Annotated in this window: 19 protein-coding genes; 11 read left to right on the top strand and 8 right to left on the bottom strand. The window is 67.9% G+C overall.

Features of this window, described 5'->3' with window-relative positions; genetic code table 11:
* Nucleotides 1-5: 5 nt before the first annotated feature.
* The 4 genes from ACM6LU_RS16265 to ACM6LU_RS16250 all read left to right on the top strand — a co-directional run bounded on the left by ACM6LU_RS16265 (nt 6) and on the right by ACM6LU_RS16250 (nt 4271).
* Complete coding sequence (locus tag ACM6LU_RS16265; protein ID WP_414938587.1) at nt 6-935, top strand: GNAT family N-acetyltransferase; 930 nt, start codon at nt 6-8, stop codon at nt 933-935.
* A 170-nt stretch (nt 936-1105) separates the two neighbouring features.
* Complete coding sequence (locus ACM6LU_RS16260) at nt 1106-1801, top strand: ABC transporter ATP-binding protein (protein WP_414938505.1); 696 nt, start codon at nt 1106-1108, stop codon at nt 1799-1801.
* The gene (locus tag ACM6LU_RS16255; RefSeq protein ID WP_414938504.1) at nt 1798-3693 is read left to right on the top strand and encodes a YhgE/Pip family protein; all 1896 of its coding nucleotides are present in this window, start codon (nt 1798-1800) and stop codon (nt 3691-3693) included. The genes ACM6LU_RS16260 and ACM6LU_RS16255 overlap by 4 nt, the downstream gene beginning before the upstream one ends.
* Nucleotides 3690-4271, top strand: coding sequence for a TetR/AcrR family transcriptional regulator (locus tag ACM6LU_RS16250; protein WP_414938503.1), 582 nt, complete (start codon nt 3690-3692; stop codon nt 4269-4271). Before ACM6LU_RS16255 ends, ACM6LU_RS16250 begins: the two co-directional genes overlap by 4 nt.
* 69 nt (nt 4272-4340) lie before the next feature.
* Here ACM6LU_RS16250 and ACM6LU_RS16245 read toward each other — a convergent pair whose 3' ends face one another.
* From ACM6LU_RS16245 to polA, 7 genes are all read right to left on the bottom strand, one after another.
* Nucleotides 4341-4664, bottom strand: a complete 324-nt coding sequence (locus ACM6LU_RS16245; protein ID WP_414938502.1) for a CU044_2847 family protein — start codon at nt 4662-4664, stop codon at nt 4341-4343.
* Nucleotides 4665-4677: 13 nt separating this feature from the next.
* Complete coding sequence (locus ACM6LU_RS16240) at nt 4678-5964, bottom strand: ABC transporter substrate-binding protein (protein ID WP_414938501.1); 1287 nt, start codon at nt 5962-5964, stop codon at nt 4678-4680.
* Nucleotides 5961-7049 (bottom strand): hypothetical protein, encoded by a 1089-nt coding sequence (locus ACM6LU_RS16235; RefSeq protein WP_414938500.1) that lies wholly within the window; start codon nt 7047-7049, stop codon nt 5961-5963. Before ACM6LU_RS16235 ends, ACM6LU_RS16240 begins: the two co-directional genes overlap by 4 nt.
* Complete coding sequence (locus tag ACM6LU_RS16230; RefSeq protein ID WP_414938499.1) at nt 7046-8473, bottom strand: VWA domain-containing protein; 1428 nt, start codon at nt 8471-8473, stop codon at nt 7046-7048. Before ACM6LU_RS16230 ends, ACM6LU_RS16235 begins: the two co-directional genes overlap by 4 nt.
* A 29-nt stretch (nt 8474-8502) precedes the next feature.
* A complete protein-coding gene (locus ACM6LU_RS16225) occupies nt 8503-10746 on the bottom strand; it encodes a tetratricopeptide repeat protein (RefSeq protein ID WP_414938498.1) in 2244 nt (747 codons plus the stop codon).
* Nucleotides 10743-12347, bottom strand: a complete 1605-nt coding sequence (locus ACM6LU_RS16220; RefSeq protein WP_414938497.1) for a S1 family peptidase — start codon at nt 12345-12347, stop codon at nt 10743-10745. Before ACM6LU_RS16220 ends, ACM6LU_RS16225 begins: the two co-directional genes overlap by 4 nt.
* Nucleotides 12348-12411: 64 nt before the next feature.
* A complete protein-coding gene (gene polA / locus ACM6LU_RS16215) occupies nt 12412-15156 on the bottom strand; it encodes a DNA polymerase I (protein ID WP_414938496.1) in 2745 nt (914 codons plus the stop codon).
* Between the two features lie 220 nt (nt 15157-15376).
* Here polA and ACM6LU_RS16210 point away from each other — a divergent pair, with 220 nt between their 5' ends.
* Complete coding sequence (locus tag ACM6LU_RS16210) at nt 15377-15805, top strand: PaaI family thioesterase (protein ID WP_414938495.1); 429 nt, start codon at nt 15377-15379, stop codon at nt 15803-15805.
* 272 nt (nt 15806-16077) lie between these two features.
* Complete coding sequence (locus ACM6LU_RS16205) at nt 16078-17046, top strand: LysR family transcriptional regulator (protein WP_414938494.1); 969 nt, start codon at nt 16078-16080, stop codon at nt 17044-17046.
* Here the strand turns inward: ACM6LU_RS16205 and ACM6LU_RS16200 are convergent.
* Entirely contained in the window at nt 17012-17833 is an 822-nt protein-coding gene (locus ACM6LU_RS16200) for an alpha/beta fold hydrolase (RefSeq protein WP_414938493.1), read from the bottom strand. The genes ACM6LU_RS16205 and ACM6LU_RS16200 overlap by 35 nt on opposite strands.
* A 471-nt stretch (nt 17834-18304) precedes the next feature.
* On the opposite strand from ACM6LU_RS16200, the gene ACM6LU_RS16195 reads away from it, so the two are divergent.
* The 5 genes from ACM6LU_RS16195 (at nt 18305) to ACM6LU_RS16175 (ending at nt 23144) form a co-directional block, all read left to right on the top strand.
* A complete protein-coding gene (locus ACM6LU_RS16195; RefSeq protein WP_414938586.1) occupies nt 18305-19459 on the top strand; it encodes a branched-chain amino acid ABC transporter substrate-binding protein in 1155 nt (384 codons plus the stop codon).
* A gap of 113 nt (nt 19460-19572) precedes the next feature.
* Nucleotides 19573-20544 (top strand): branched-chain amino acid ABC transporter permease, encoded by a 972-nt coding sequence (locus ACM6LU_RS16190; protein ID WP_414938492.1) that lies wholly within the window; start codon nt 19573-19575, stop codon nt 20542-20544.
* Nucleotides 20541-21671, top strand: a complete 1131-nt coding sequence (locus tag ACM6LU_RS16185; RefSeq protein ID WP_414938491.1) for a branched-chain amino acid ABC transporter permease — start codon at nt 20541-20543, stop codon at nt 21669-21671. The genes ACM6LU_RS16190 and ACM6LU_RS16185 overlap by 4 nt, the downstream gene beginning before the upstream one ends.
* Nucleotides 21668-22441 carry an ABC transporter ATP-binding protein gene (locus tag ACM6LU_RS16180; RefSeq protein WP_414938490.1) on the top strand — a complete coding sequence of 258 codons (774 nt, stop codon included), beginning with the start codon at nt 21668-21670 and terminating at the stop codon, nt 22439-22441. The genes ACM6LU_RS16185 and ACM6LU_RS16180 overlap by 4 nt, the downstream gene beginning before the upstream one ends.
* A complete protein-coding gene (locus ACM6LU_RS16175; RefSeq protein ID WP_414938489.1) occupies nt 22431-23144 on the top strand; it encodes an ABC transporter ATP-binding protein in 714 nt (237 codons plus the stop codon). Before ACM6LU_RS16180 ends, ACM6LU_RS16175 begins: the two co-directional genes overlap by 11 nt.
* The last annotated feature ends 10 nt before the right edge of the window (nt 23145-23154 follow it).

Below are 23154 nucleotides of genomic sequence, written 5' to 3'. Positions count from 1 at the left end.
GCGGGATGGATATCGAGAAGACGTTGTTCGACGCGCACCGGACGCGGTTCGCGGCGATCGACCGGCTGCTGCCCGAAGCCGCCCCGCCGCCGGTGGCGGGCGAACGCGTGGACGCCGCCACCTCCGCCGGGATCCAGGTCACCGGAGTGGTGCAGCGCCAGCTGCACGGCCCGGACGACGTCCCGCTGCTCTGGTCCGCCGCCGACGTCCGCCAGTTGTTCCCGTTCATCGGGAACACCGGCACCGAGGGCATGGACATGCTGCTGCGCGCGTGGCGGACGTGGATGGGCGCCGAATCCCCCGGCGAGGATTCGTCCTGCGTGGTCAATTGGCCGAGCCGGGACGCCGAGGCGATCCGTGCCTTCCTCGACCACGGCCTGGTGCCGATGTCGGCGCTCGCCGTGCGCACCGGCAGCCATCGCGAGGAACCCGCCGACGACGGCGTGGCCGTCCGCCGGGCACGGCCGGACGACTTCGAGGACGTGCTCGCGATGGCCGTGTCGACGCACGACTACATCGGCCAGGTCGCCACCCGGCACCGCTCCAACGCCGGCGCCCTGCTCGCCCCCGGCCTGGAACTCGCCCTCGACAAGGACGTCCCGTTGCTGTGGCTGGCGGAGCGGCGCGGCGAGATCGCGGCGTTCGCGCACGCCGCCTGGATCGCGTCGACGCCGGGGTCCGCCGAGGCCGAACTCCTCCCCCACGGCCGCTGGGGTTACGTCAACAACGTCGTCACCGTGCCCGGCCAGCGCGGAAGCGGCCTCGGGCGCACACTGATGTCCGTGGTGCACAAGGAGTTCGACGCCGACGGCGCGGACGGCACGTATCTCTACTACAACCCGACCAACCCGCTCTCTTCGGTGTTCTGGCACCGGCAGGGTTATCGTCCACTGTGGACGTCCTGGGAGGTCCATCCGGCTTCGGCCCTGCGCTAGCCGAACTGTGCTAGCCAAAGGAAGGCGCTGACCCGTCCGGTTTGCGGCGGTTTCGTCACCCTTGCGTGTGACGTGGGCCCCGTGCGGTTGTGTACCTCCCAGGTCAGGACTAGCTTTTGAACTGACCAGTCAGTTCAAAATTTCGTGAGTCACCGACCTGGGAGTTCTTCGTGCGGGTTCAAGCCGACAGGGTGTCCGTCACCGGGCCCCACGGCACGTTGCTGTCACCCACCTCCCTCACCGTTTCGCACGGTGAGCTGGCGATCGTGCACGGCGAGCCGGGAGTCGGCGTGACGGCCTTCGGGCTGGCGCTGGCCGGCAGGCTGAAGCCCGCCACCGGGACGGTGACCGTCGAGGGCGGCGACCCGCGGAAGGTCGTGGCGATCGTCGACTCCCCCGGGGTGAGCGAGCCGGACGACGCGCTGTCGCTGCAGGTGGTCGTCGGGGAGGAACTCGAACTGGCGAAGCGCCCGGCGAACAAGGCCGCCGTCGCGAGCTGGCTGGCCGAGCACGACGCCGCCGCCTTCGCCACCACGCGTTTCGAGAACATCGCGGCGGTGACACGCACCCGGCTGCTCACCGAGCTCGCCGCGGGCCGCGAGGGCGTCGGCGTCCTCGTGCTCGACACCCCGGACAGGCACACCAGCGACGTCGACAGCTGGACGCGGCTCGCCCGCGAGCATGCCGAGCGCGGCCTCGCCGTCATCGTGCTGACCGCCACCACCCCGGTTTCGGCCCTGCCGGCGAGGCCCGCCCTGTGCGGTGCCCTCGAGCAGCCCGATCCCGTGCGCTGCGCGCCGATCGAGCCGCCCGCCGAGCCGGACGACACCGAAGTGACTGAAAAGACTTCAGGAGACCAGGAATGAACCCCGTCCGGATCGCCGGCAACGAACTGCGCCGGCTGAGCAGCGGCACCCTGCCGAAGCTCGCGTTGGTCGCGCTCGTCCTGGTGCCGCTGCTGTACGCGTCCTTCTACCTCTACGCGAACTACGACCCGTACTCGCGCCTGGACAAGCTCCCCGCGGCGATGTTCACCGTCGACGCCGGCTCGAAGGATTCCGCCGGCGCGGTACGCAACATCGGCCGCGAGGTGACCGACGAACTGGTCAAGTCCGGCACTTTCCAGTGGCACGAGGTCTCCCCCGAAGAAGCCGCCGAAGGCGTCCGCGACGACACCTACTCGTTCGCGATCGGCATCCCGCGCGACTTCTCCGCGGCGCTGCTGTCCTCGGGCAACCTGCAGCCGCAGCAGGCGACCATCACGCTGACCACCAACGACGCCAACAACTACCTCTCCGGCACCATCGCGAAACAGGTGGCCGAACAGGTCCGCAAGACGATCGCGGAGAAGGTCGGCAGCGAGGCCGCGGACAAGTTCCTCATCGGCTTCTCCACCATTTACGGCAAGACCCAAGAGGCCTCGACGGGCGCCGCACAGCTCGCCGACGGCGCGGGCAAGCTCAAATCCGGTCAGCAGCAACTGGCCGACGGCGCGTCCCAGCTCGCCTCCGGCAGCTCGCAGCTGGCCACCGGGCTCGGCACCCTGAAGTCCGGCACCGCTCAACTACCCGCCCAGACGAAGAAACTCGCCGACGGGGCCGGTCAGGTCGCCGACGGGAACCAGAAGGTCGCCGTCGCGGCCTCGCTGGCCGCCACGGCGTCCGGCGACATCCAGGCGAAGCTCGACGGCTACCGCACCCGGCTCGCGCAGGACCTGCGCGAAGCCGGTGTCCCCGAGACCGACGTGCAGGAGATCCTGGGCCGCCTGGACCAGCTCAGGTCGCCGGTGGACGAGGCGAACACGAAGATCCAGGGCGCGAACAGCCAGCTCACCCAGCTCGCCTCCGGTGCCCGCCAGGTGTCCGACGGCGCGCACGAGCTGGCCTCGGCGACACCGCAGCTCACCAGCGGCATCGCGCAGGCCGCCGACGCGTCGGCCAAGATCCGCGACGGCGCCGCGAAGCTGAACGACGGGGAGAAGTCCGCGGTCACCGGGACGAACCAGCTCGCCGATGGCGCGGTGCAGCTTCGCGACGGGCTCGCCGCCGGGCTCAAGGAGATCCCGAACCCGGACGACCCCACCCGCGCGGCCACCGCGAACACCATCGCCGATCCGGTGGCGGTCAACTCCTCCGGTGTCGCTTCGGCCGGAACCTACGGCGCGGGCCTCGCCCCGTTCTTCATCTCCCTCGCCACCTGGATCGGCGCGTTCGTGCTGTTCCTGTTGCTGCGCCCGCTCTCGACCCGCGCGCTGACCGCCGGCGCGTCGCCGTTCAAGGTCGCGCTCGGCGGCTGGCTGCCTTCGGCCCTGCTGGGGATCGCGCAGGTGATCGTGCTGTTCGGCGCGGTGACCTGGCTGGTCGGCATCGACGTCGCGCATCCGCTCGGCGCGATCGGGTTCGCCGTACTGGTGTCGCTCACCTTCACCTCCGTGGTGCACGCGCTCAACGCCTTCTTCGGCGCGGTCGGGAAGTTCCTCGGCCTGGTGCTGCTGGTGTTGCAACTGGTCAGCGGGGGTGGGACGTTCCCGTGGCAGACCATCCCGGACGCGCTCTACCCACTGCATATCGTGCTGCCGATGGGTTATGCGATCGACGGGTTCCGGAACCTGCTCTACAGTGGCGCGTCGATGGAGATCCTCGGTGACATCGGTGTCCTGCTCGCCTACCTCGTCGGCGGCATCCTGGTCTCGACGCTGGCCGCGTGGAAACGGCGCACCTGGACGGTTTCGGCGCTGAAACCCGAGCTGGCGTTGTGACCACCCGGGGTGCGGCGACGAAGCAGAAACTGTTCGAGGCGACCTTGCGGCTGTCGGCCAGCCGCGGCCTCGTCGGGCTGACGGTCGACGACATCGCGGCCGAGGCGAAGGTCGCGAAAGGCACCGTCTACTACAACTTCGGCAGCAAAGACGGTCTTGTCGACGCACTGCTCCGGTACGGGGTCGGTGTGCTCGCGGACCGGCTGCGCGCGGCCACCGGCGACGGCGACCCGATGGACGTCATCGAGTCCCAAGTGGACGGTGCGCTGGAGTTCATCGCCGAATACCCCGGTTTCTCACAGATCCTGGTGAGCGAGATGTGGCGCACACCCGGCACGTGGCACGAGACGCTGACCTTGCTGCGCGAGGAGATCATTTCGATCGTGCGCGAACAACTCCACCGGCTGGACGCCGCCGGGCGGCTGCCCGACGGCGTCCAGATCCAGACGGCCGCGGCCGGGTTGTTCGGCACGATGCTGGTGGTCGCGCTGGACTGGCAGGTGTTCCAGCCGAAGCGGACCCGCGCCGACGTCCGGGAATCGGTGCTGGTCCTGATCCGGGGTCTCGGCAAGAGCTGAAGGACGCTTTCCCCGCATCACATGCGGGGAAAGCGACCCTCACCGCGTCTTATGCGGGGAAGGGCCCCTTCAGCTCCCCGGGTCCCGGACCCACTTCAGCTTGACCTCGAAGTTCCCCTCCAGCCCCGTTTTCGCGATCACCGCACCCGCCTGCGCGGTCAGCTTGACGCCGAACTTGAGCTCGACCTCGTCCGGTCCTTTGGCCATCGACCGGAAGGTGTCCAGCGCCGCCGCGGCCGCGTCCTTCACGTTCGCCAGCGCCGCCTCGAAGGAGCCCTTGACGTCCTCGACCAGGTCGTCGCGCCGGGAGACCCGGGAGGTGCCGGGGACGGGGTCGATCTCGACGACCACCGAACCGCCGCCTTCGAGCGGGAACCGCGCCAGATCGTTCACCGATGCTCCTTCACTATCCACATTGGATCTTCAACCACTCGCCGGACTGGATGCTCTTCCGGATGTCGTCGAGCTGTCTCAGCAGGATGTCCAGCCGGTCCCGGTTGCTCAGGTACTCCAGGACGGCACGGTAGAACGCGCCGGTCATCGTCGCGGGCATCAGGTCGGAGGCGTCGAAACACAGTGCCGGTGCCGAGGTGAGCGTGTCCGCGACCTTTCGGCGCACCTGGTCGGTGTAGACGTCGAGCCCGAGATCCCGGTTGGCGGAGAACGCGCTCGCACCCGGGATCGACGGCCAGATCCGCTGTGCCTTCTCCGAAGCGAGGTATTCGATCAGCTTCCGGGCCCGCGGGTTGTCCTGGAACATCCCGGCGAGGTCGGCGGTGACCTCGGAGACGTCGCGCCCCGGGAAAGTGAGGAAGTCGAAATCGGCTCCGGGCTTCGGTGCCGTTCCGTCGGCCCGCTTGGCCTTCTCGTAGCGGCTGACGATGAACGACGGCTGGTGTTCGAGAACGCAGCCCGGTGGGCTGGCGAACATCGACTTTCCCGCGTCGCCGAACTCGGTCAGCAGCGCGGCCGCGGTGCCGCCGCGGATCGCGGCGGATTCGAGCAAGGAACCCCAGTCGAGCCAAGCCTGTTTGACCTCCGGTGACGTCCACTCCAGACTGCCGGACGCCCATCGCCAGTATTTCTCGGGCCCCGCCGAGTGCAGCAGGATGTCCTCGATCCAGTCGGTTCCCGGCCAGCCCGAGGTGGGCGGGGCGCCCATCCCGACGCACCACGGCGTACCGCCCGCGGCTGTCAACGCGGCGGAGTACGTGCGGAGGCCGTCGAACGTCGTCGGGCGGATCCCGGTCAGCCTGGCCGGGTTGTACCAGATCACACTTTTGAGATCGGCCTTCACCGCGACCGTGTGCAGTTTCTGGGTGCCGATCTTCTGCAGAGTGACCCATTGCGGGCTGAAGGACCGCGTGACGGCGGCCGAGAGATCGTCGCCGAGCGGCAGCAGATCACCCGACTTCTGGTACTTCGCCAGCACCCCGGCGTTGGGCAGGACGGCCACGTCCGGCGGCGTGCCGCGCTGGACGTCCGAGGCGAGCACCTGGTCGACGGCACGGGTGCCCTGATAGAGATAGGTGATTCCGGTGTCGGCCTTGAAAGCGTTTAGCACCTGCCGGAACGCGTCCCCTTCGGCCCCGGTCCACGACGCGAGCACGACGACCGGCCCGTCGTCGGCAGGCGCCGAGCAGCCTCCCTCGAGCAGCGACAGCGCCATCATCAAGGCCAGCGACCGTTTCACGGGCGGTACCGGTATTCCTCGACCCTGGCGTGCATTCCGAGCAAGATGAGGCCGCCCGCGAGCAGGGTGCCCACCGGGATCAGGATCTCCCGCCCGCCGGATTCGGCCGCTTCGGAGGCGTCGGCCGCCACGGCCTTGGTACCCGCCGTCGCCACCCTCGTGTTGTCCGTCTCCACGTTGCTGGTCTGTCCTGCCCTCATCCGGAATTCGTCGGCGGTCACTCCGCATCCCTGCTCCTCGTCGCAGTAGTCGCTCAGCAGGTCGGCGAGCCGTCGCTGACCCGCGTCGTCGGCTGCCTGGATCTGCGCGTCCCGGGCGGCGGCGACGCCATCGAGCCGCATCGCCACCGAATCCAGCCGGCCGCGGCTGATCATGGTGAACACCAAGGCCATCCCGATCGTGGCGACCAGCAGAGTCGCCGCGAGCAGCGGGAAATTCACCAGGCGGCGGAAGCGTTTCTTCAGATACAGCTGGGTGAGTACCAGCAGCGCCAGAAGGGCCAGGACCGGAAGAAGCCACAACGGGAGCGTCGCGAGACTCACCCCGGTGGACGACAGCTGCTGGTTCAGCGCCTCACGTTGCCTGCCCTGCAACGTCTCCAGCTCGTCCAGGACACCGCCAGGCGCGTGCAGCAACCGCGAGGCATGCCACAGGTCGGCCGCGCCGAGCACGGGGGCGTCCGGCTGGCGGAAGTGCACGTCGGCCTGCCCGATGGAGCCCGAGTAGGCCGCGACCTGGCCTTCCACCACCTGCAACGCGTTGCCGCCGGTCTCACCCGCCTGGTTGGACTCCGCGATCCGCGCGAGACTCTGGCTCGCCAGCGCCAGCTGATTCGAGTATTCCTGCCCAGGGCCGGCGAGTTTCGCCTCACCGGAGGCGAAACTGGTGACCGCGGCGGCGTCCGCGGCCACCAGCGCGGCCCGCGCGGCGGTCACTTCGAGCACCGCATGCGAAGTCCGGTCGCGGACGGTCTCCGCGGTCCTCTGGACACTGTGGAACGCCCACAGCGATAGCACCAGGACCGCGAAGGTGAGCGCCAGCAGGGCCGTACGGAGCCGGACCAGCCGTACCCGGGTCGCCGTCACGAAGCCGCCTCGCCGAACGCTCTTCTGCAGCCGACGCAGAAGTTCGCCCCGGCGGGGGACAGCGCGTGGCAGACGGCACAGGTGACCGGTGGCGCGTCGGCGGGCGCGGCTTCGGGCATCGGCCGATCTTCCGGTGCCGGAGCGATTTCCGAAACCCCCGTGGCGATGACGAGGTGCATGAGGGCGGAGCGTGGCACGTTGTCGCGCAGGCGCACGACGCCCTCCTCCTCGAGGACCTCCAAGACGGCTCTGAGGCGATCGAGCATGTTCTCGTCGCGCAGCGCGGTCGCCAAGGAGAACGCCCTACCCAACTCGCGTTCGGCGGTGGCACGATCGCCTGTCGTACAGGCTTCGCTTCCGGCGGCGAGCGCCTCACTGAGAGCGTTTCGTTCGGCGTACCGGGAAACGAGCGCGTTGACCTTCGTCGGCGGGACAGGGTCGTGTGTCCACTGTCCGGCGATGGCCAGCGCGTCCTCCTCCGTCTTGGCACCGGGAACGGACACGAGTTCCGTCCACGCCAGCTGACGGTCCCGTCCGTGGCTGGGTTCGAGGTCGGGATCGAGGTCGAGGATCAGCTGGTAGTCGCGTGTCTCTTCGCTCGCGAACGAACCGAGCGAGAGCTCCACCTCGCGGACGGCGATCTCCTGGCACCTGTCGGTGAGGTCGTACTCGTCCGGGAACACCTGCTTGACCGACCGCAGCCTGCTGAACGGCATGGTGCCGATACGCAGCCGGACCTCGGGCAGCACCTTCGTCATCGCGCTCTCGACGAGCTGCCGGAAGTCCTCGGCGAGCTTGTCGTCGTCGACGACGGAGTCGACGTTCCCGCGCAGCACCCGGCCGATCAGGGTGAGCTCAGCCGGCTCCCATCCGTCGCCGATTCCCCTGATGTCGCAGACGAACCGGCCCTCGCAGCCGTTCAGCACGCTCAGCAGGTCGGCTCTGGTCTGCGAATCGTTGCGGCCGTCGGTGAGGAGGATCGCGTGGCGGACGGCGTCGGGCACGCCTTCGAAGAGGTCGCGTGCCTTGGCGAGCCAGGCGCCCATGGCGGTGCCGCCGACCGCGGCGAGATGTTCGACCGCGGCACGCGCCTCCGCCCGCGTCCGCTCGGAAGCGGTCACCAGGCCGTTCTCGGCCGGGTAGATCACCTTCGCGATGTCGGTGCCCTGGATGACGGCGAAACGCACACCGTCGGGAAGGACGTCGATGGCCACCGCGGCCGCTCGCCGGGCCTCACCGATCTTGGTGCTGGGGAAGCGCATCGAACTGGAGCAGTCGATCATCAGGACCTCGGCGGCCATCCTGGCGACGGGCGCTTCGCCGCCGCGTGAAACGACACGGACGATCGCGGTCATCGCCCGGTCCCCTTCGGCCAGGAACTTGTTCTGGTGCACTTCGAGGCCAAGACTCGGCTCCCCGCGCATCGTTCCCCCTTTCTTCCCAGCGCTACCGGTCACACCAGGGTTACCGGTCTCACCGAATTGGCGAGGTCGATCAGGACGTCGTGCGTTCCGGGCGTGGGCGCGTGATGGGCGAGCCGCCGGTACGACTTGTCCAGCACCGTGCGAGCGCCCGGCTCAGTGGAACGCAGGATCTCGCCGTCGGTGATCCCGTCCTGCCCGGTGAGCACCCCCGCCAGCGCGGTCTCACGCACGGCCGTCACCAGTCTGTCGAAGGCGTCGCCGTCGAGGTCCAAAGCGGACAGCCGGACCACGGCGTCGTCGAGTTCGGCCGACGACGGGAGATCCCCGGTCCCCGGCATCGGTGCGGACAGCACCCGCACCCCGGCGATCCGGGCGGCCTCGTCGTAGCGCGAGAATTCCGGGACCTGGTCGAGGATCTCGACGGCGGCGGCGCGGTTGCCCCGCAGCAGCCGGACCCGCGCGAGCCCGAACGCCGCGCTGACCTGGGACCGGTCCCGTGCCCACAACGCGTCGTAGTACCGCTCGGCGGCGGCCGCGCCGTTCAGGTGCTCCTCACAGAGGCCGAGCGCGAGTTTCGGCGGCTCCTCACCGGGAATGTCGCGGTACACGGCGTCGAAACTCTCTTTGGCCGCGGCGAAATCGCCGACGCCGAGCGCGAGGAGACCGCGATGCCAGGCCACCCGCCAGTCGTGGGCGGCGCGCTCACCGAGCAGCCGTTCGGCCGCCGCCACCGCCAACGCCGCTTCGACGGTCGCCCCGAGTTCCAACCGCGCCCGGCACCGGCGGAACTCGACCTCGGCCGAACCGGGCACCTTGTCGAGTTTCTTCAGCAGCCGCGCCGCGTCGGGGGCACGGACCGCGCGGAGGAAATTCGTCTGAGCGTCTTCCGGATCTTCACGCGGCAGAGGCAGGCCGACGGCGATCTCCGCGGCGCTCGGCCGGTCGCCGAGCGAGACAGATGTCCCCCGCGTCCAGTGCTCCAGCGGCGGCGCCTGGCCGAGTCCCGCGTCGAGCAGTACCGATCCTTCGGTGAACAACGTCGATCCGACCGGCCGGGATTGCCTGTCCCGCAGGGAAAGAATCTCGCCCAGCACGCCGTCGAGCTGGACCAGCATCTCGCGGGCGGTCGCGAACCGCTGCGCGAACGGAGCGACCGCGCGGTCGAGGACACGGATGAACGATTCGATGCCGAACCGGACCCCGCGCGCGTCGAGTGTGACCGACCAGCCGTCACTGGCCTGGAAGAGTTCCCGCAACGTCACGCCGACGGTGTGGATGTCGGACCGGACGGTGAGCCCGTGTTTCTTCCGTTCTCGCTGGGACACCTGGTAGTGCTCGGTTCCGACGACCGGACTTTCGTCGTCGGCGATCTTCCTGATGGCGCCGAAATCGATGACCTTGATCCGCTTCTCACCGTGGATCACGTTGTCCGGCTTCATGTCGCAGTACAGCAAGCCCTCACCGTGCAGGTAGTCGAGCGCGGTCAGGATCTCGCGGCCGTACGCCACGACATGCTCGACCAGCAACCGTCCCTCGCTGGAATCCAGCCCGGCCCGGCCGCGGTTCTTGATCTCCCTCAGCGAAAGGCCGTCGATGAACTCCATGACGATGTAGCGGGCGCCCTCGTGCTCGACCACGTTGAGGATCCGGACGATGTTCGGATGCTCGAGCGCGATGAGCACCTGGCTTTCGTTCCTCGCGAGCTTGTCGGCGGCGGTGTCGTTCGTGTTGATCAGGCCCTTGAGCGCGACGTGCCTGCCGTCGAGACCGGAATCCGTTGCCAGGTAGACGAAACCCAGGCCACCGCGGGCGACACAGCCGAGCACGTGATAGCGGCCGTCGACCACGTCGTCCGCCGCGAGCTTCGGCGAGAACGAGAAGGGCGTACCGCAGACCGGGCAGAAGCCCTCGACCGGTGCGGGCCTGCCGCCGATCGAGCGGCCGACCGGGGTGCGGGTGCAACCGTGCTTACCGCAGAACCGTTCCTCCTCCGGCACGTGCGGCACGGTCAGCAGACGGCCGGCGACAGCGGGGAGTTCGACGATCGGCAGCGGGACACGGTCGTCCGCGGTCGCGTGGCCCGCCATCTGCTGGGAGCGGGTGAGCAGCGTGCCGGTGGTCCTGGTCGGCGCCTCGTCCGGGCCGAGGATCACCAAGGTCGGCTCGACCGGCCGCACGGGCTCCTCCGGCTCTCCGGGCGCCAGCCCACAGACTTTGCAGAAACCGGTCTTGCCGAGCACACCCGGGCAGCCGGCCCGTCCGCTGGCCATCATCCGTCGATCCGTTTCCGTACGGTGTCCGCGTACTGCTCGACGGCGGCCGCCGCGGCCCCGAGGTCGCACGGTCCTTCGAAGAGCATCCGCCAGGCGGGTGCGTAGGCGGCATCGAGTTCGACGTCTTCGACGAGGCCGCTGTTACGGGCCATCTCGCCGTACGCGTCGAGCCGGGCGCGAAGTTCCGCGCGCCGGGCGAGGTTCTCGTCGAGGAGACGGCGGAGGTCGAGGGCGCGTTCCCCCGCCCTCGCCACGGTCCGCTCACAGGCGGGCAAGTGCCGTTTCACCCACTCGGGTTCGCCGTCCTGCGCCGCCGACCGCAGTTGCGTCAACGCGCCTTTCAGCCGCCGGGCCTTGGCTTCGGTCTCCGGGGCGCCGGTGAATCGGGACGTGTCTCGACGGTTGACCTTCTCCAGCCGGGCGAGTTCGTCCAGCCGGGTCTCCACCAGGGCGAGGCGGCCCTCGATGTCGTCCTCGTCGGCGGTCAGGACATCGGTGCTCGACCGGACCACACTCACCCCCGGTGAGGTCTCCTCACGGAAGGCCAGTGCGAGCCGAAGCCCGAGTTCGTGCGCGCGCTGGGCCAGCGGCACCAGCACCTCGCCGACGAGCTTGTCCGGTTCGGCCGACTCGTCGATCCCGTAGACGACGACGGTCCGGCCGGTGCCGTGACGGCCTGCGGGCGAATCCGTGGCGACGTCGAGCCGTTCGGAGATGCGGCGGCGGACCTCGTCGGCGGTCTTGCCGACCGCGTCGACGGCGAGGACGACGCTGCCCACCGGCGGCACCGTCGGCCCGGACGCGCTCCGCCCCGCGCCGTGTTCCCGGTCGGCGAGGACGATCGCGCGGCGCAACGAGGCCGCGACGGCGGAATCGTCCGCACCCATGATGATCACCCAGACGTCCGACCGGCCGTGCCCGCCGAGCCAGCGGGCGAGTTCGCGGGCGAACAGCACGTCGATCGCGGGCGGTTCCGGGTACTGGAAGAAACTGGGGTCGATCGCCGGGCTTCCCTCGGCCCAGCGGCGCAGTTCCGGCAGGTAACCGAGCATGGTCTCGACCGGGATCATCCAGGAAACGCGGGCGGCCTCGGTCGCGTACCGGGTCGCGACCATGCCGACGACGTGCCCGGTCCTGTCCGAGATCACCGCGGCACCGCTGAACCCGTGGGTGATCGGCTCGGCATCCGGAGTCCGGTGCAACTGGACACGCTCGAGACCGTGCCCGCCGTCGCCGACGACGGTCGCCAGCGACCACATGCCGTCCGAACCGTGCGGGAAGCCGTACGCGCGCACGCGCTGGTTGTCTTCGAGAGCTGTGCGATGGAGCGGGGCACCGATGAGCTGTTCCTCGGGGTCACGCAATCGGAGCAGCGCGATGTCCCCGCCGTCGTCTCCGATGGGCGCCGCCTGCGTGACGACCGTGGCGATTCCGCACTCCACGCCGGGGAGCGCCACGAAATCCACGCTGATTTCGTCTTCGCCTTCGATCACGTGAGCGCAGGTGAGGAGGTGTTCACCGTCGAGCATGGTCCCGGCACCCAGGATCCGCCCACGATGATCACGCAGCCGCACCCGCCAGCGTCTGCGCTCGGAAGTCACCCGGAAGACCCTACCGATCGTGAGTGGTAATGACGGTTTCAACCGTCATTACCACTCACGAGGCCTAATGCGCGGCGTCGTTCCAGGACCGCCCGTATCCGACAGAGACCTCCAGCGGGACGGCCAGCTCGTAGGCCGAGCCCATTCCCTGGCGCACCAAGGCTTCCAGCTGCTCACGCTCGCCGTCGGCGACCTCGAGGACGAGTTCGTCGTGGACCTGCAGCAGCACGCGGCTCTTCAATTTCGCCTCGGTCAGCGCGCGGTGCACATTGAGCATGGCGACCTTGATGATGTCGGCCGCGCTGCCCTGAATGGGAGCGTTGAGCGCCATCCGCTCGGCCATTTCGCGGCGCTGACGATTATCGCTGTTGAGGTCCGGCAGATACCGGCGGCGACCGAAAATCGTTTCGGTGTAACCGACCTTCGCCGCGTCTCCCACGACCGAATGGAGGTAGTCGCGCACGCCGCCGAAACGGGAGAAGTACGCCTCCATCTGTTCCTTGGCGTCTTCGGTCGAGATCCGCAGCTGCTGCGAAAGCCCGTACGCCGAAAGCCCGTACGCCAGGCCGTACGACATCGCCTTGACCCGGAACCGCAGTTCCGGCGTGATCTCCTCCGGCGGCAGTGAGAACGCGCGCGACGCCACGAACGTGTGCAGATCTTCGCCGCTGTTGAAGGCCTGGATAAGCCCCTCGTCCTGCGACAGGTGCGCCATGATCCGCATTTCGATCTGGCTGTAGTCCGCCGTCATCAGCTCGGCGTACCCGTCCCCGACGACGAACGCGTCGCGGATGCGGCGGCCTTCCTCGGTGCGGATCGGGATGTTCTGGAGGTTCGGGTCGACCGAGGAGAGCCGTCCGGTGGCGGCGATCGTCTGCAGCAGCGTGGTGTGGATGCGGCCGTCGTCGGCGATCGACTTGATCAGGCCCTCGACCGTGGTGCGCAGCCGGGTCGCGTCCCGGTGCTCCAGCAGGTGTTGCAGGAACGGGTGCTCGGTCTTCTCGAACAGGCTCTGCAGCGCCTCGGCGTCGGTGGTGTAGCCGGTCTTGGTGCGCTTGGTCTTCGGCATGCCGAGCTCGTCGAACAGGATCACCTGCAGTTGCTTCGGCGAACCGAGGTTGACCTGCTTGCCGATGACCGCGTACGCCTCGTCGGCGGCCTGGGTGACCCGGCTGAGGTAATGCGATTCCAGATCCGTCAGGTGCTCGATGTCGACCGCGATACCCGCCGCTTCGAGGCCGGTGATCACCTGCAGCAGCGGCAGTTCCAGCTCGACGAGCAGCTGGGCGCCGCCGAGTTCCCCGAGCTCCTTGGTCAGCGCGCCCGCCAGTTCGGCGACCGCGCGGGCCCTGACCAGCTCGGCCTGGATCTCCTTCTGCTCCATGTCCTCGGCGCCGCCGCCGTCGAGCAGCGACAGCTGGCCATCGCCGGTGTCGGCCTCCGAGCGCAGCTCGCGGTGCAGATACCGCAGGGCGAGGTCGTCGAGTTCGAAGGTGCGCTGCCCAGGGCGGACCAGGTACGCCGCGAGCGCGGTGTCCATGACGAGCCCCGCGAACGTCCATCCGCGAGCGCGGACGGCGTGCAGCGACACCTTGAGCTCGTGGCCGATTTTCTGGATCTTCTCGTCCGCCAGCCAGGCGGTGAGCGCCTTGTCGTCCTCAACGTCCATCGCGGTGACGTCGACGTACGCGCCTTCGCCGTCCGACGCCGCGAAGGAGATGGCCTTCAGGTCGGAGCGGACCGAGGCACCGGTGGTGCGGAACGCCAGGCCGACCGGCTTGTCCTGCCCGGTGTGCGCCGACAGCCAGGCCGGAAGCGCGCCCGGAGCGAGCTTCGCGCCCTTGACCTCGAAGCCCTCTTCCGCCTCCGGCTCAGCACTCTGCAGGGTCGCGAAGAGACGGTCACGCAGGACACGGAACTCGAGCTCGTCGAATAGCGCGTGCACGGCTTCGCGATCCCAGGGGCGCAACTCGAGGCCGGTCGGGCCTACCTCCAGCTCGACGTCGCGGATCAGCTCGGTGAGCTGGCGGTTCAGCATCACGGCGCCGAGGTGCTCGCGCAGCGCGTCGCCGACCTTGCCCTTGACCTCGTCGACCCTGTCGATCAGTTCGTTGAAGGACCCGAACTGCCTGATCCACTTCGCGGCAGTCTTCTCGCCGACGCCCGGGATGCTGGGCAGGTTGTCCGAGGGGTCGCCACGCAGCGCGGCGAAGTCCGGGTACTGCGCCGGGGTGAGGCCGTACTTCTCCTCGACCGCCTCCGGGGTGAACCGGGTCATCTCGGACACGCCGCGCTTCGGGTACAGCACGGTGACCTGGTCGGTCACCAGCTGGAGCGCGTCACGATCACCCGTACAGATGAGGACGTCGAAACCTTCGGCGGTCGCCTGTGTCGTGAGCGTGGCGATGATGTCGTCGGCTTCGTAGTTCTCCTTGGTCAGCGCGGGGATGCCGAGGACCTTCAGCACGTCCTCGACCAGCCCGACCTGGCCCTTGAACTCGTCCGGTGTGGCACTGCGGTTGGCCTTGTACTCCGCGAAAGTCTCCGAGCGGAACGTCTTACGGGAGAGGTCGAACGCCACGGCGAGGTGACTCGGCGCTTCGTCGCGCAGCAGGTTGATGAGCATCGAGGTGAACCCGAATACCGCGTTCGTCGTCTGCCCGGTCTTCGTCTTGAAGTTCTCCGCGGGCAGCGCGTAGAACGCGCGATACGCCATCGAATGGCCGTCGATCAGCAGCAGTTTGGGCCGCTCGGCCGGTGCGGTGGCAGGTGTGGCGTTGGCAATGGTCGTGTTCTCACTCGGGCTCACGGGAGCGAGTCTAGGGTGAGGGTCTGACAGTTCTACCTGTCGTGTCGTTTGCGGCCTGTCGGCGGAGCTGCTCGGCTCCTCAGCGCAGGAACCCGCCTGGCCGAAGGCCCCGCGATCAGGGGCGGCAGGGCGCCGGTCGGCAGGACGTGAGAAAAACTCGATAACGTGCGCCCTGGCGACGCGAGCGCGGTCGCGGGTTCACGATGTTAAGGAGCTCTGTGTGACCGAACAAGCCCTCGAATCCTTCGCCGGGATCGACCCGGCCTTCGCCGGCCAGCAGCTCAACGACAAACTCGGGCTCGAGATCAGCGAATTCAGTCCCGAACGCGTCGTGGGCAGCATCCCGGTAGAGGGCAACCTCCAGCCCTACGGCCTCCTCCACGGCGGAGCGAACGCCGTCATCGCCGAAGCGCTCGGCTCGATGGTCTGCGCGCTCAACGCCGGCACCGACAAAGCGACGATGGGGCTCGAACTCTCGTGCACCCACCACCGGGCGGTCCGCTCCGGACGGGTGACCGGGGTCGCGACCGCGGTGCACGTCGGACGCGGGACCGTCACCGCGGAGATCGTGCTGACCGACGACCAGGGGCGCCGGTCCTGCACGGCGCGGCTGACCTGCGTGGTGCGGGAACGGCCGCCGGGTACCTGAGCCGCTTCGGCAGTCCGTGAAGGTCTCTTTCGCTACCTCGAGGGTAGGGGTTCCGGCAAAGTCACATTCCTCCGTCGTCGGCCTCGCACAGCGACGAACAACCGCCTGACCTGTGAAACCTCGACTTTGCCGAGACCCTGACCTCGAGGGTAGGGAAGGAAGCCTTCACGGCGTCTGGACCGGGCCCCTGGCGTGAACCGAACGGGACTTTCAGGGCAAAATCGCACCGGAAGTCCCGTTCGTCTCGTCCGGGCAGGGAAGGACGGTGCCGCGTGGATCTCGACACGGCTCAGGTGCGGGCGTTCGTCGCGACCGCCGACCACGGTCATTTCGGCCGCGCGGCGGACTCCCTGTTCCTGACGCAACAAGCACTGTCGAAGCGGATCCGGAAACTCGAGGACGCCCTGTCGGTCCAGCTCTTCCGGCGCACCAACCGCCTCGTCGAGCTGACCCCCGACGGTGACCGCTTCCTTCCGCACGCGCGCGAGCTGATCCGCGCAGCGGACGCCGCCGTCGCCGCGATGGGCCTGCGGGACCGCCCGCCCCGGCTCGACGTCGTCGACCCGCGCCTCTCCCCCATGTACATGCTGCGGCGCATCGCCCGGCGCGACCCCGCACTCGCCGTCGAACGCGTCGCCGGGCGCGGGCTGGCCAACGCCCTCGACCCGCTGGTCCGCGGCGAGATCGACCTCGCGTTCGGCCGCGTCGCGGACCTCGGCCGCGAGGTGCCCGCGGAGCTCGAACACCGGCTCGTCCGGCTCGAACCACTGGTCGCTCTGCTCGCCCCCGAACATCCGCTGGCGGGCAACGACGTGCTCGCGCTGTCCGACCTCAGGAACGAAGGTATCTGGATCCCGCAATTGGGCGGCCCGGTCGAATGGCTTTCTTATTTGCAACGCCTATGCAAAGAATTCGACGTTCCGATCGACGATTCCGGCGTCAGCTACGACCTCCGGCATACGCTGGAACAAACCCGTTACGGGAAACAGCGGGTCACCCTCGCCGGCGCCGATATGGACCTCGCCGCCGATCTCAACCTGCGAGTCCTGCCCTTCGAGCCCTCGCCGCTGTTCCCGTGGTCCGTGGTGTGGCGGCGCGGCGAAGGCCCGGCCCTGCGGCGCCTGCTGGCACTCGCGGGCCGGACCAGCCACGAAGAAGGTTGGTGCTCCTACGATCCCGAGCGATCCTGGCTGCCGGACGACGACCTCAGACAGCTAGGTGCCGGGCGAACCAGCGCGTGAGTTCGGCGTCGACCAGCTTCGCGTGTTCCGTCTGCGGAGCCGGTTCGAGACCCGGCGCCTCGGCGAATTCGTGCGCCATCCCCGGAATGGTGACGAGTTCGGATCGCTGCTCCCCCAGCACCTTGTGCAACGCTTCGGCGGGCTCGGTGATCGAGACGTCGTCCTCCCCGCCGATGACGAGCAGCACCGGCGCGGTCAACTCCGCCGCCCGCCGCACGTAGTCGTACTCGTTCGCGACCGCGCGGGACCGGTCCGACCAGTGGTAGGTGACGTCGTAGACCCGCTCGTTCGCGGCGATCACCGGCGCCAGCTGGGTCACCGGGTTCACCAGCGCGGCCGCCGCCACCGGGATCTCGGCGTGGGTCAGCATCTGCAGCGCGACCCCGCCGCCCTGCGAACCGCCGACCAGTCCGATCGGACCGTCCTCAATGGACAGCCGCGAGCGCAGCTCCGCCACGGCCGCCGGGAACTCCGCCTCGACCTGCCTGGTGAGCGGCTCGACGACGTTGAGCACGTTGTCCTCGCTCGCGAGGCGGAAGAAGCCCTCGAAACCGCCTTCCGGGAAGCGCTTCCCGGTCAGCGGCAACCCGAGGTGCACCCGCCACGCGTGCAGCTCCCGCATCGGCAGCGCCGCCGCCATGGCCGCCTCGCTGAACGGCGCGCCCAGCAGATGCCAGGTGAGCACCAGCGGCGCCGGGCACTCCTTGTCCGAAGGCGGCAATGCCACGAACGGGACCCCCGCCGCCACGCCTTCGATCGCTCCGCTCAGTTCGACACTCATCGTCATTTTCTCCCAGTTCTTACTCGGTGTTTCCTGCTCTGGGAACAGCTAACCGTGAGGTCGGGGCAGTGATCCAACAGCCGTTCGGGCCTCGACGACAACCATCGGTTGTCAAGGCGGAAGAGAAGAGCGGGCAAGCTTGACGCCCTTTGGGGCAACATCGCTACGGCGAACGGACGCCCTCGAAGGTAGTGACAAAGCGCGAGATACGCGGCCGAAACATGATTCTGACCTACGAGCATGATCGACGTGGTAACGGTGAATCCCCAGCGTGACCAGCGAAGACCTGTCAATCGGCAACATTCGCCTTTTCGTGCAATTCGTGCTGGTTTCGACCGTCACGATGTGGACACAGAGTGATGGGCGTCTGTGCAGATCATGGCGTATGGGGATATCTTCCTGCCCTAACCTAGCCCCTGTGTCGGGGGCAACGCCTACCGGCGGCTGGTTGGTCATGGGAGGTAGTCGGTGTCAGGAGTGCGTTTTGGACGGGTATTCGCCGTCGCGGCGGCTGCGTCGCTTGCGCTGGCAGGCTGCGCTGGCGGCAGCAACTCGTCCGGCAGCGGTGACAGCAGCACGCTGAAGATCGGGTTCATGGGTGACCTCACCGGTGAGAACTCCGGGATCGTCATCCCGCCCCGCAACGGCGCGAAGCTCGCTATCGACGAGTACAACAAGACGAATCCGGCGACGAAGCTGGAGCTCAAGGAGTATGACAGCCAGGGCAAGCCCGAGCAGGCGACGTCGCTGATCGCGACCGCCGTCGGCCAGGACAAGATCACCGCGCTGATCGGCCCGGCCTTCTCCGGTGAGTCGAAGGCCATCGGCGGTCAGCTGGAACAGAGCAAGATCCCCAGTGTCTCGCCGTCGGCCACCAACGCGGGCCTCGCCTCGAACGGCTGGAAGTACTGGCACCGCGTCGTCGCGAGCGACGCCAGCCAGGGCCCGGCGATCGCCAACTTCCTCATCACGGCGAAGTCGCCCAAGAAGGCCTACGTCATCTCGGACGACCAGGAATACAGTGTCGGCCTGGCTGACAATTTCGAGAAGACCCTGAAGGAAAAGAACGTCCCGACCGAGCGCGACAAGTTCGCCAAGGACGCGTCGGACTATTCCTCGACCGTGCAGAAGGTCAAGGCGGCGAACCCGGACATCATCCTCTTCGGTGGCTACTACGCCCAGGGTGGCCGTCTGCTCAAGCAGCTGCGTGACGGCAGTGTGACCGCCACCTTCGCCACCGGTGACGGTTCGCTCGACGCTCAGCTGGTCAGCGGTGCGGGTGCCACGGCCGCCGAGAAGGCCGTCGTCGGCTGCCCCTGCAACATCCCGGACCCCGGCTCCAGCGACGAGTTCAGCACCAAGTACAAGGCCGCGTACAACACCGACCCGGCGATCTACTCGAGCGAGGGCTACGACGCCGCGACCGCCATCATCAACGCGGTCAAGGCGGGCAACACCACCTCGGAGAAGATCAACGAGGCCCTCAAGACGATCGACTTCAAGGGTGCCTCGAAGCAGGTCAAGTTCAAGGAGAACGGCGAACCGTCGACGGACGCGATCAACATCTACCAGGTCACCGGTGGCGTCCTCAAGAACCTCGGCATCTCGACCGAAGCCAAGCTCAACGGCTGACGGAGCAGGTAGGAACACCTAACGGAAGCGGGGGCGCTGTGCGTGCACAGCACCCCCGCTTCCCGCAAATGTGGCGAAAGAATCCTCGCCCCGTCCCGTAAGGCATCCACGTCATGCTTCAAGATCTGCAAGCCCAGTTCCTCGGTAGCACCATCGGCGGACTGGTCGCCGGAAGCATCTACGCCCTCATCGCCCTCGGCTACACAATGGTCTACGGCGTGCTCCGGCTCATCAACTTCGCACATTCCGAGATTTTCATGATCGGGACGGTCACGTCCCTGTTCGTCCTGATCACCATCGCGGGCGGCACCGCCCCGATCACGCTCGGCGTGTTCGGGATGATCGCCGTGCTGCTGCTGATCATCATCGCTTCGGCCGCCGTATCCGGCGGTGCGGCGGTCGTGCTGGAGCAAGTCGCCTACCGGCCGCTCCGCAAGAAGGGCGCGACCCGCCTGGCCGCCCTGATCTCCGCCATCGGCGCCTCGCTGTTCCTGCAGGAACTGTTCGGCCTCGAGATCATCGAGTGGATCACCGGGAAATCCGGTCGGGTGCAACAGAACGCGCCGCGGTTCATCCCGCACGAGGAGCTGTTCCACATCGGCAACGGGGTCGTGCGCACGGACCACGTGTTCGTCGTCGTCGGCGCCGTGATCATGATGGTCGTCCTCGACCAGCTGGTCAGCCGCACCCGCCTCGGTCGCGGTATCCGTGCCACGGCACAGGATCCCGAAGCCGCCGTGCTGATGGGTGTCAGCATCGACAAGATCGTCCGGCTCACCTTCGTGCTCGGTGGCGCGATGGCGGGCGTCGCCGCGGCGTTGTACGTCATGGAGTACGAGAACACCGATTACCGCATCGGCTTCCTTCTCGGCATCAAGGCGTTCACCGCGGCCGTGCTCGGCGGCATCGGCAACCTGCGCGGTGCCCTACTCGGCGGCCTCGTACTCGGTCTGGTGGAGAACTGGAGTTCGATCTTCTTCGGTTCACAATGGAAGGACGTCACCGCCTTCGTGGTACTGGTGCTGGTCCTGATGTTCCGGCCCACCGGCATCCTCGGTGAATCGCTGCAGCGGGCACGCGCATGAAGGGCGACGAAGAAGTGTCTACAGAAAACGGAAAGCCCGCGCGCGCCGGGTTTCACCCCGTCGACGGTCTGCGGGACTGGTGGGCTCGCGCTCCGCATTGGCAGCGTTATGGCGTTTACCTCGCCCTGATCATCGGCGCGCTGATCCTGCCCGCACCGGCGATCGGCTCCATCATGTCGCCGGACTCGGACTGGACGACCGTCCTGATCTTCCCGGTCGGGATCTACATCCTGCTGGCGATCGGCCTGAACATCGTGGTCGGCCACGCGGGCATGCTGGACCTCGGGTTCGTCGCGTTCTTCGCGATCGGCGCCTACACCCTCGCCGTGATGGGCACCAAATACGGCTGGAGCTTCTGGGGATGCCTCGTACTCGGCATCTTCCTCGCGGCGATGTCGGGCGTGATCCTCGGTGCGCCGACACTCCGGCTCCGAGGTGACTACCTGGCGATCGTGACGCTCGGTTTCGGTGAGATCGTCCGGATCACGGCGGTCAACACCGACAGCATCGGCGGCTCCCGCGGTATCACCAACGTCCCGCACCCGGAGCCGATGTTCGGTGCCGAGTTCCTGCTCGACCCGGCGCCGTACTACTACCTGGTCCTGGCAGCGATCGTGGTCGCGATCGTCTTCTCGGTGCGGCTGCACCGGAGCCGGGTCGGGCGGGCGTGGGCGGCCATCCGCGAGGACGAGGACGCCGCCGAACTGATGGGCGTCCCGACGTTCAAGTTCAAGCTGCTGGCGTTCGCCATCGGCGCCATGCTTGGCGGCATGGCCGGTGCGGTCTACGCCAGCAAGGCCGTCTTCATCGAGCCGAACAACTTCCCGTTCATCCTGTCGGCGACCATCCTCGCGGCGGTCGTGCTCGGTGGCGCGGGGAACCTGCCCGGCGTGGTCCTCGGTGCCTTCCTGGTCGCCTGGCTCCCGGAGCGGTTCCGGTTCCTGTCCGAGTACCGCATCCTGATCTTCGGTTTCGTGCTCGTGCTGATGATGGCGCTGCGGCCGGAGGGTCTGCTGCCGTCGCGGCAGCGCAAGGCGGAACTACATGAAGGAACGGGCGGGATGGGTGCCATGGGCGCCGAAGTCGCGGGTCCGGATTCCGAGGCTTCGGCGGAGGTGACGAAATGAGCGCGCTGCTCGAATTCGACAACGTGACGATGCGCTTCGGCGGTGTCACGGCACTGAAGGAAGTCAACCTCACCATCAACCAGGGTGAGATCTTCGCCCTGATCGGGCCGAACGGCGCGGGCAAGACCACCGTGTTCAACGTGGTCACCGGCGTCTACCAGCCGTCCGAAGGCCACGTGCGCTTCAACGGCGCCAGGGTCGACGGGATGAAGCGGTTCAAGATCAACCAGACCGGAATCGCCCGCACGTTCCAGAACATCCGGCTGTTCCACAACATGTCGGCGCTCGAGAACGTGATGGTCGGTGCCGACTCGCACCACAAGACCGGCGCGATCTCGGCGACGCTGGGCCTGCCCGTGCACCGCAGGGAAGAGAAGCGGGGACGCGAGCTGGCTCGGGAACTGCTCGACTTCGTCGGCATCGGGCGCGTGGAGCACAACACCGCGAAGAACCTCTCCTACGGCGACCAGCGCCGTCTGGAGATCGCGCGTGCGCTCGCGACCGACCCGAAGCTGCTGCTGCTCGACGAGCCCGCCGCCGGCATGAACCCGGCGGAGAAGAACTCGCTGCAGCAGCTGATTCGCAAGATCCGTGACGACGGCCGGACCGTGCTGCTCATCGAGCACGACATGAGCCTGGTCATGCACATCAGCGACCGGCTCGCCGTGCTCGACTTCGGCCAGAAGATCGCAGAAGGGCTTCCCCACGAGGTGCAGAACAACCAAAAGGTGATCGAGGCTTACCTGGGGGTGGCGGAAGATGCTTCTTGAGGTTCAGGACATCAACGTCCACTACGGGAAGATCGCCGCGCTCAAGGGAATGACCATCGAGGTCGGCGAGGGCGAGATCGTGTCGCTCATCGGGGCCAACGGCGCGGGCAAGACCACGACGCTGAAGACGATCTCGGGCCTGCGTCCGCTGACCAGCGGCCGGATCCTCTTCGACGGCAAGGACATCTCGAAGACCCCCGGCCACAAGCGGGTCGAACTCGGGATCGGCCAGTCACCGGAAGGCCGGGGCGTGTTCCCCGGGATGACGGTGCAGGAAAACCTCCTCATGGGTGCCTACACCCGCAAGGACGACCTGAAGGCCGACCTCGACGAGGTCTACGAGCTGTTCCCGCGGCTGAACGAGCGCAAGACCCAGTTCGGCGGCACGATGTCCGGTGGCGAGCAGCAGATGATCGCCATCGGCCGCGCGCTGATGACCAAGCCCAAGGTACTGCTGCTCGACGAGCCGTCCATGGGTCTGGCGCCGATGCTGATCGCGCAGATCTTCGACATCATCCGCGAGATCAACAAGCGCGGGACCACGGTCCTGCTGGTGGAGCAGAACGCGCAGCAGGCGCTGAAGCTCTCCGACCGCGCGTACGTGCTGGAGACCGGTGTAGTGGTCAAAAGCGCTCGTGGCACCGAGCTGCTGGACGACCCGAAGGTGCGGGCCGCCTACCTCGGTGGCGACCTCGGCGTCTGACGCCTTGCAG

This window comes from Amycolatopsis sp. cmx-11-51 (assembly GCF_047608665.1).
GTDB lineage: Bacteria > Actinomycetota > Actinomycetes > Mycobacteriales > Pseudonocardiaceae > Amycolatopsis.
Note: the sequence above shows the minus strand (reverse complement) of the source record. Positions and strands in the feature narration are given on the sequence as shown.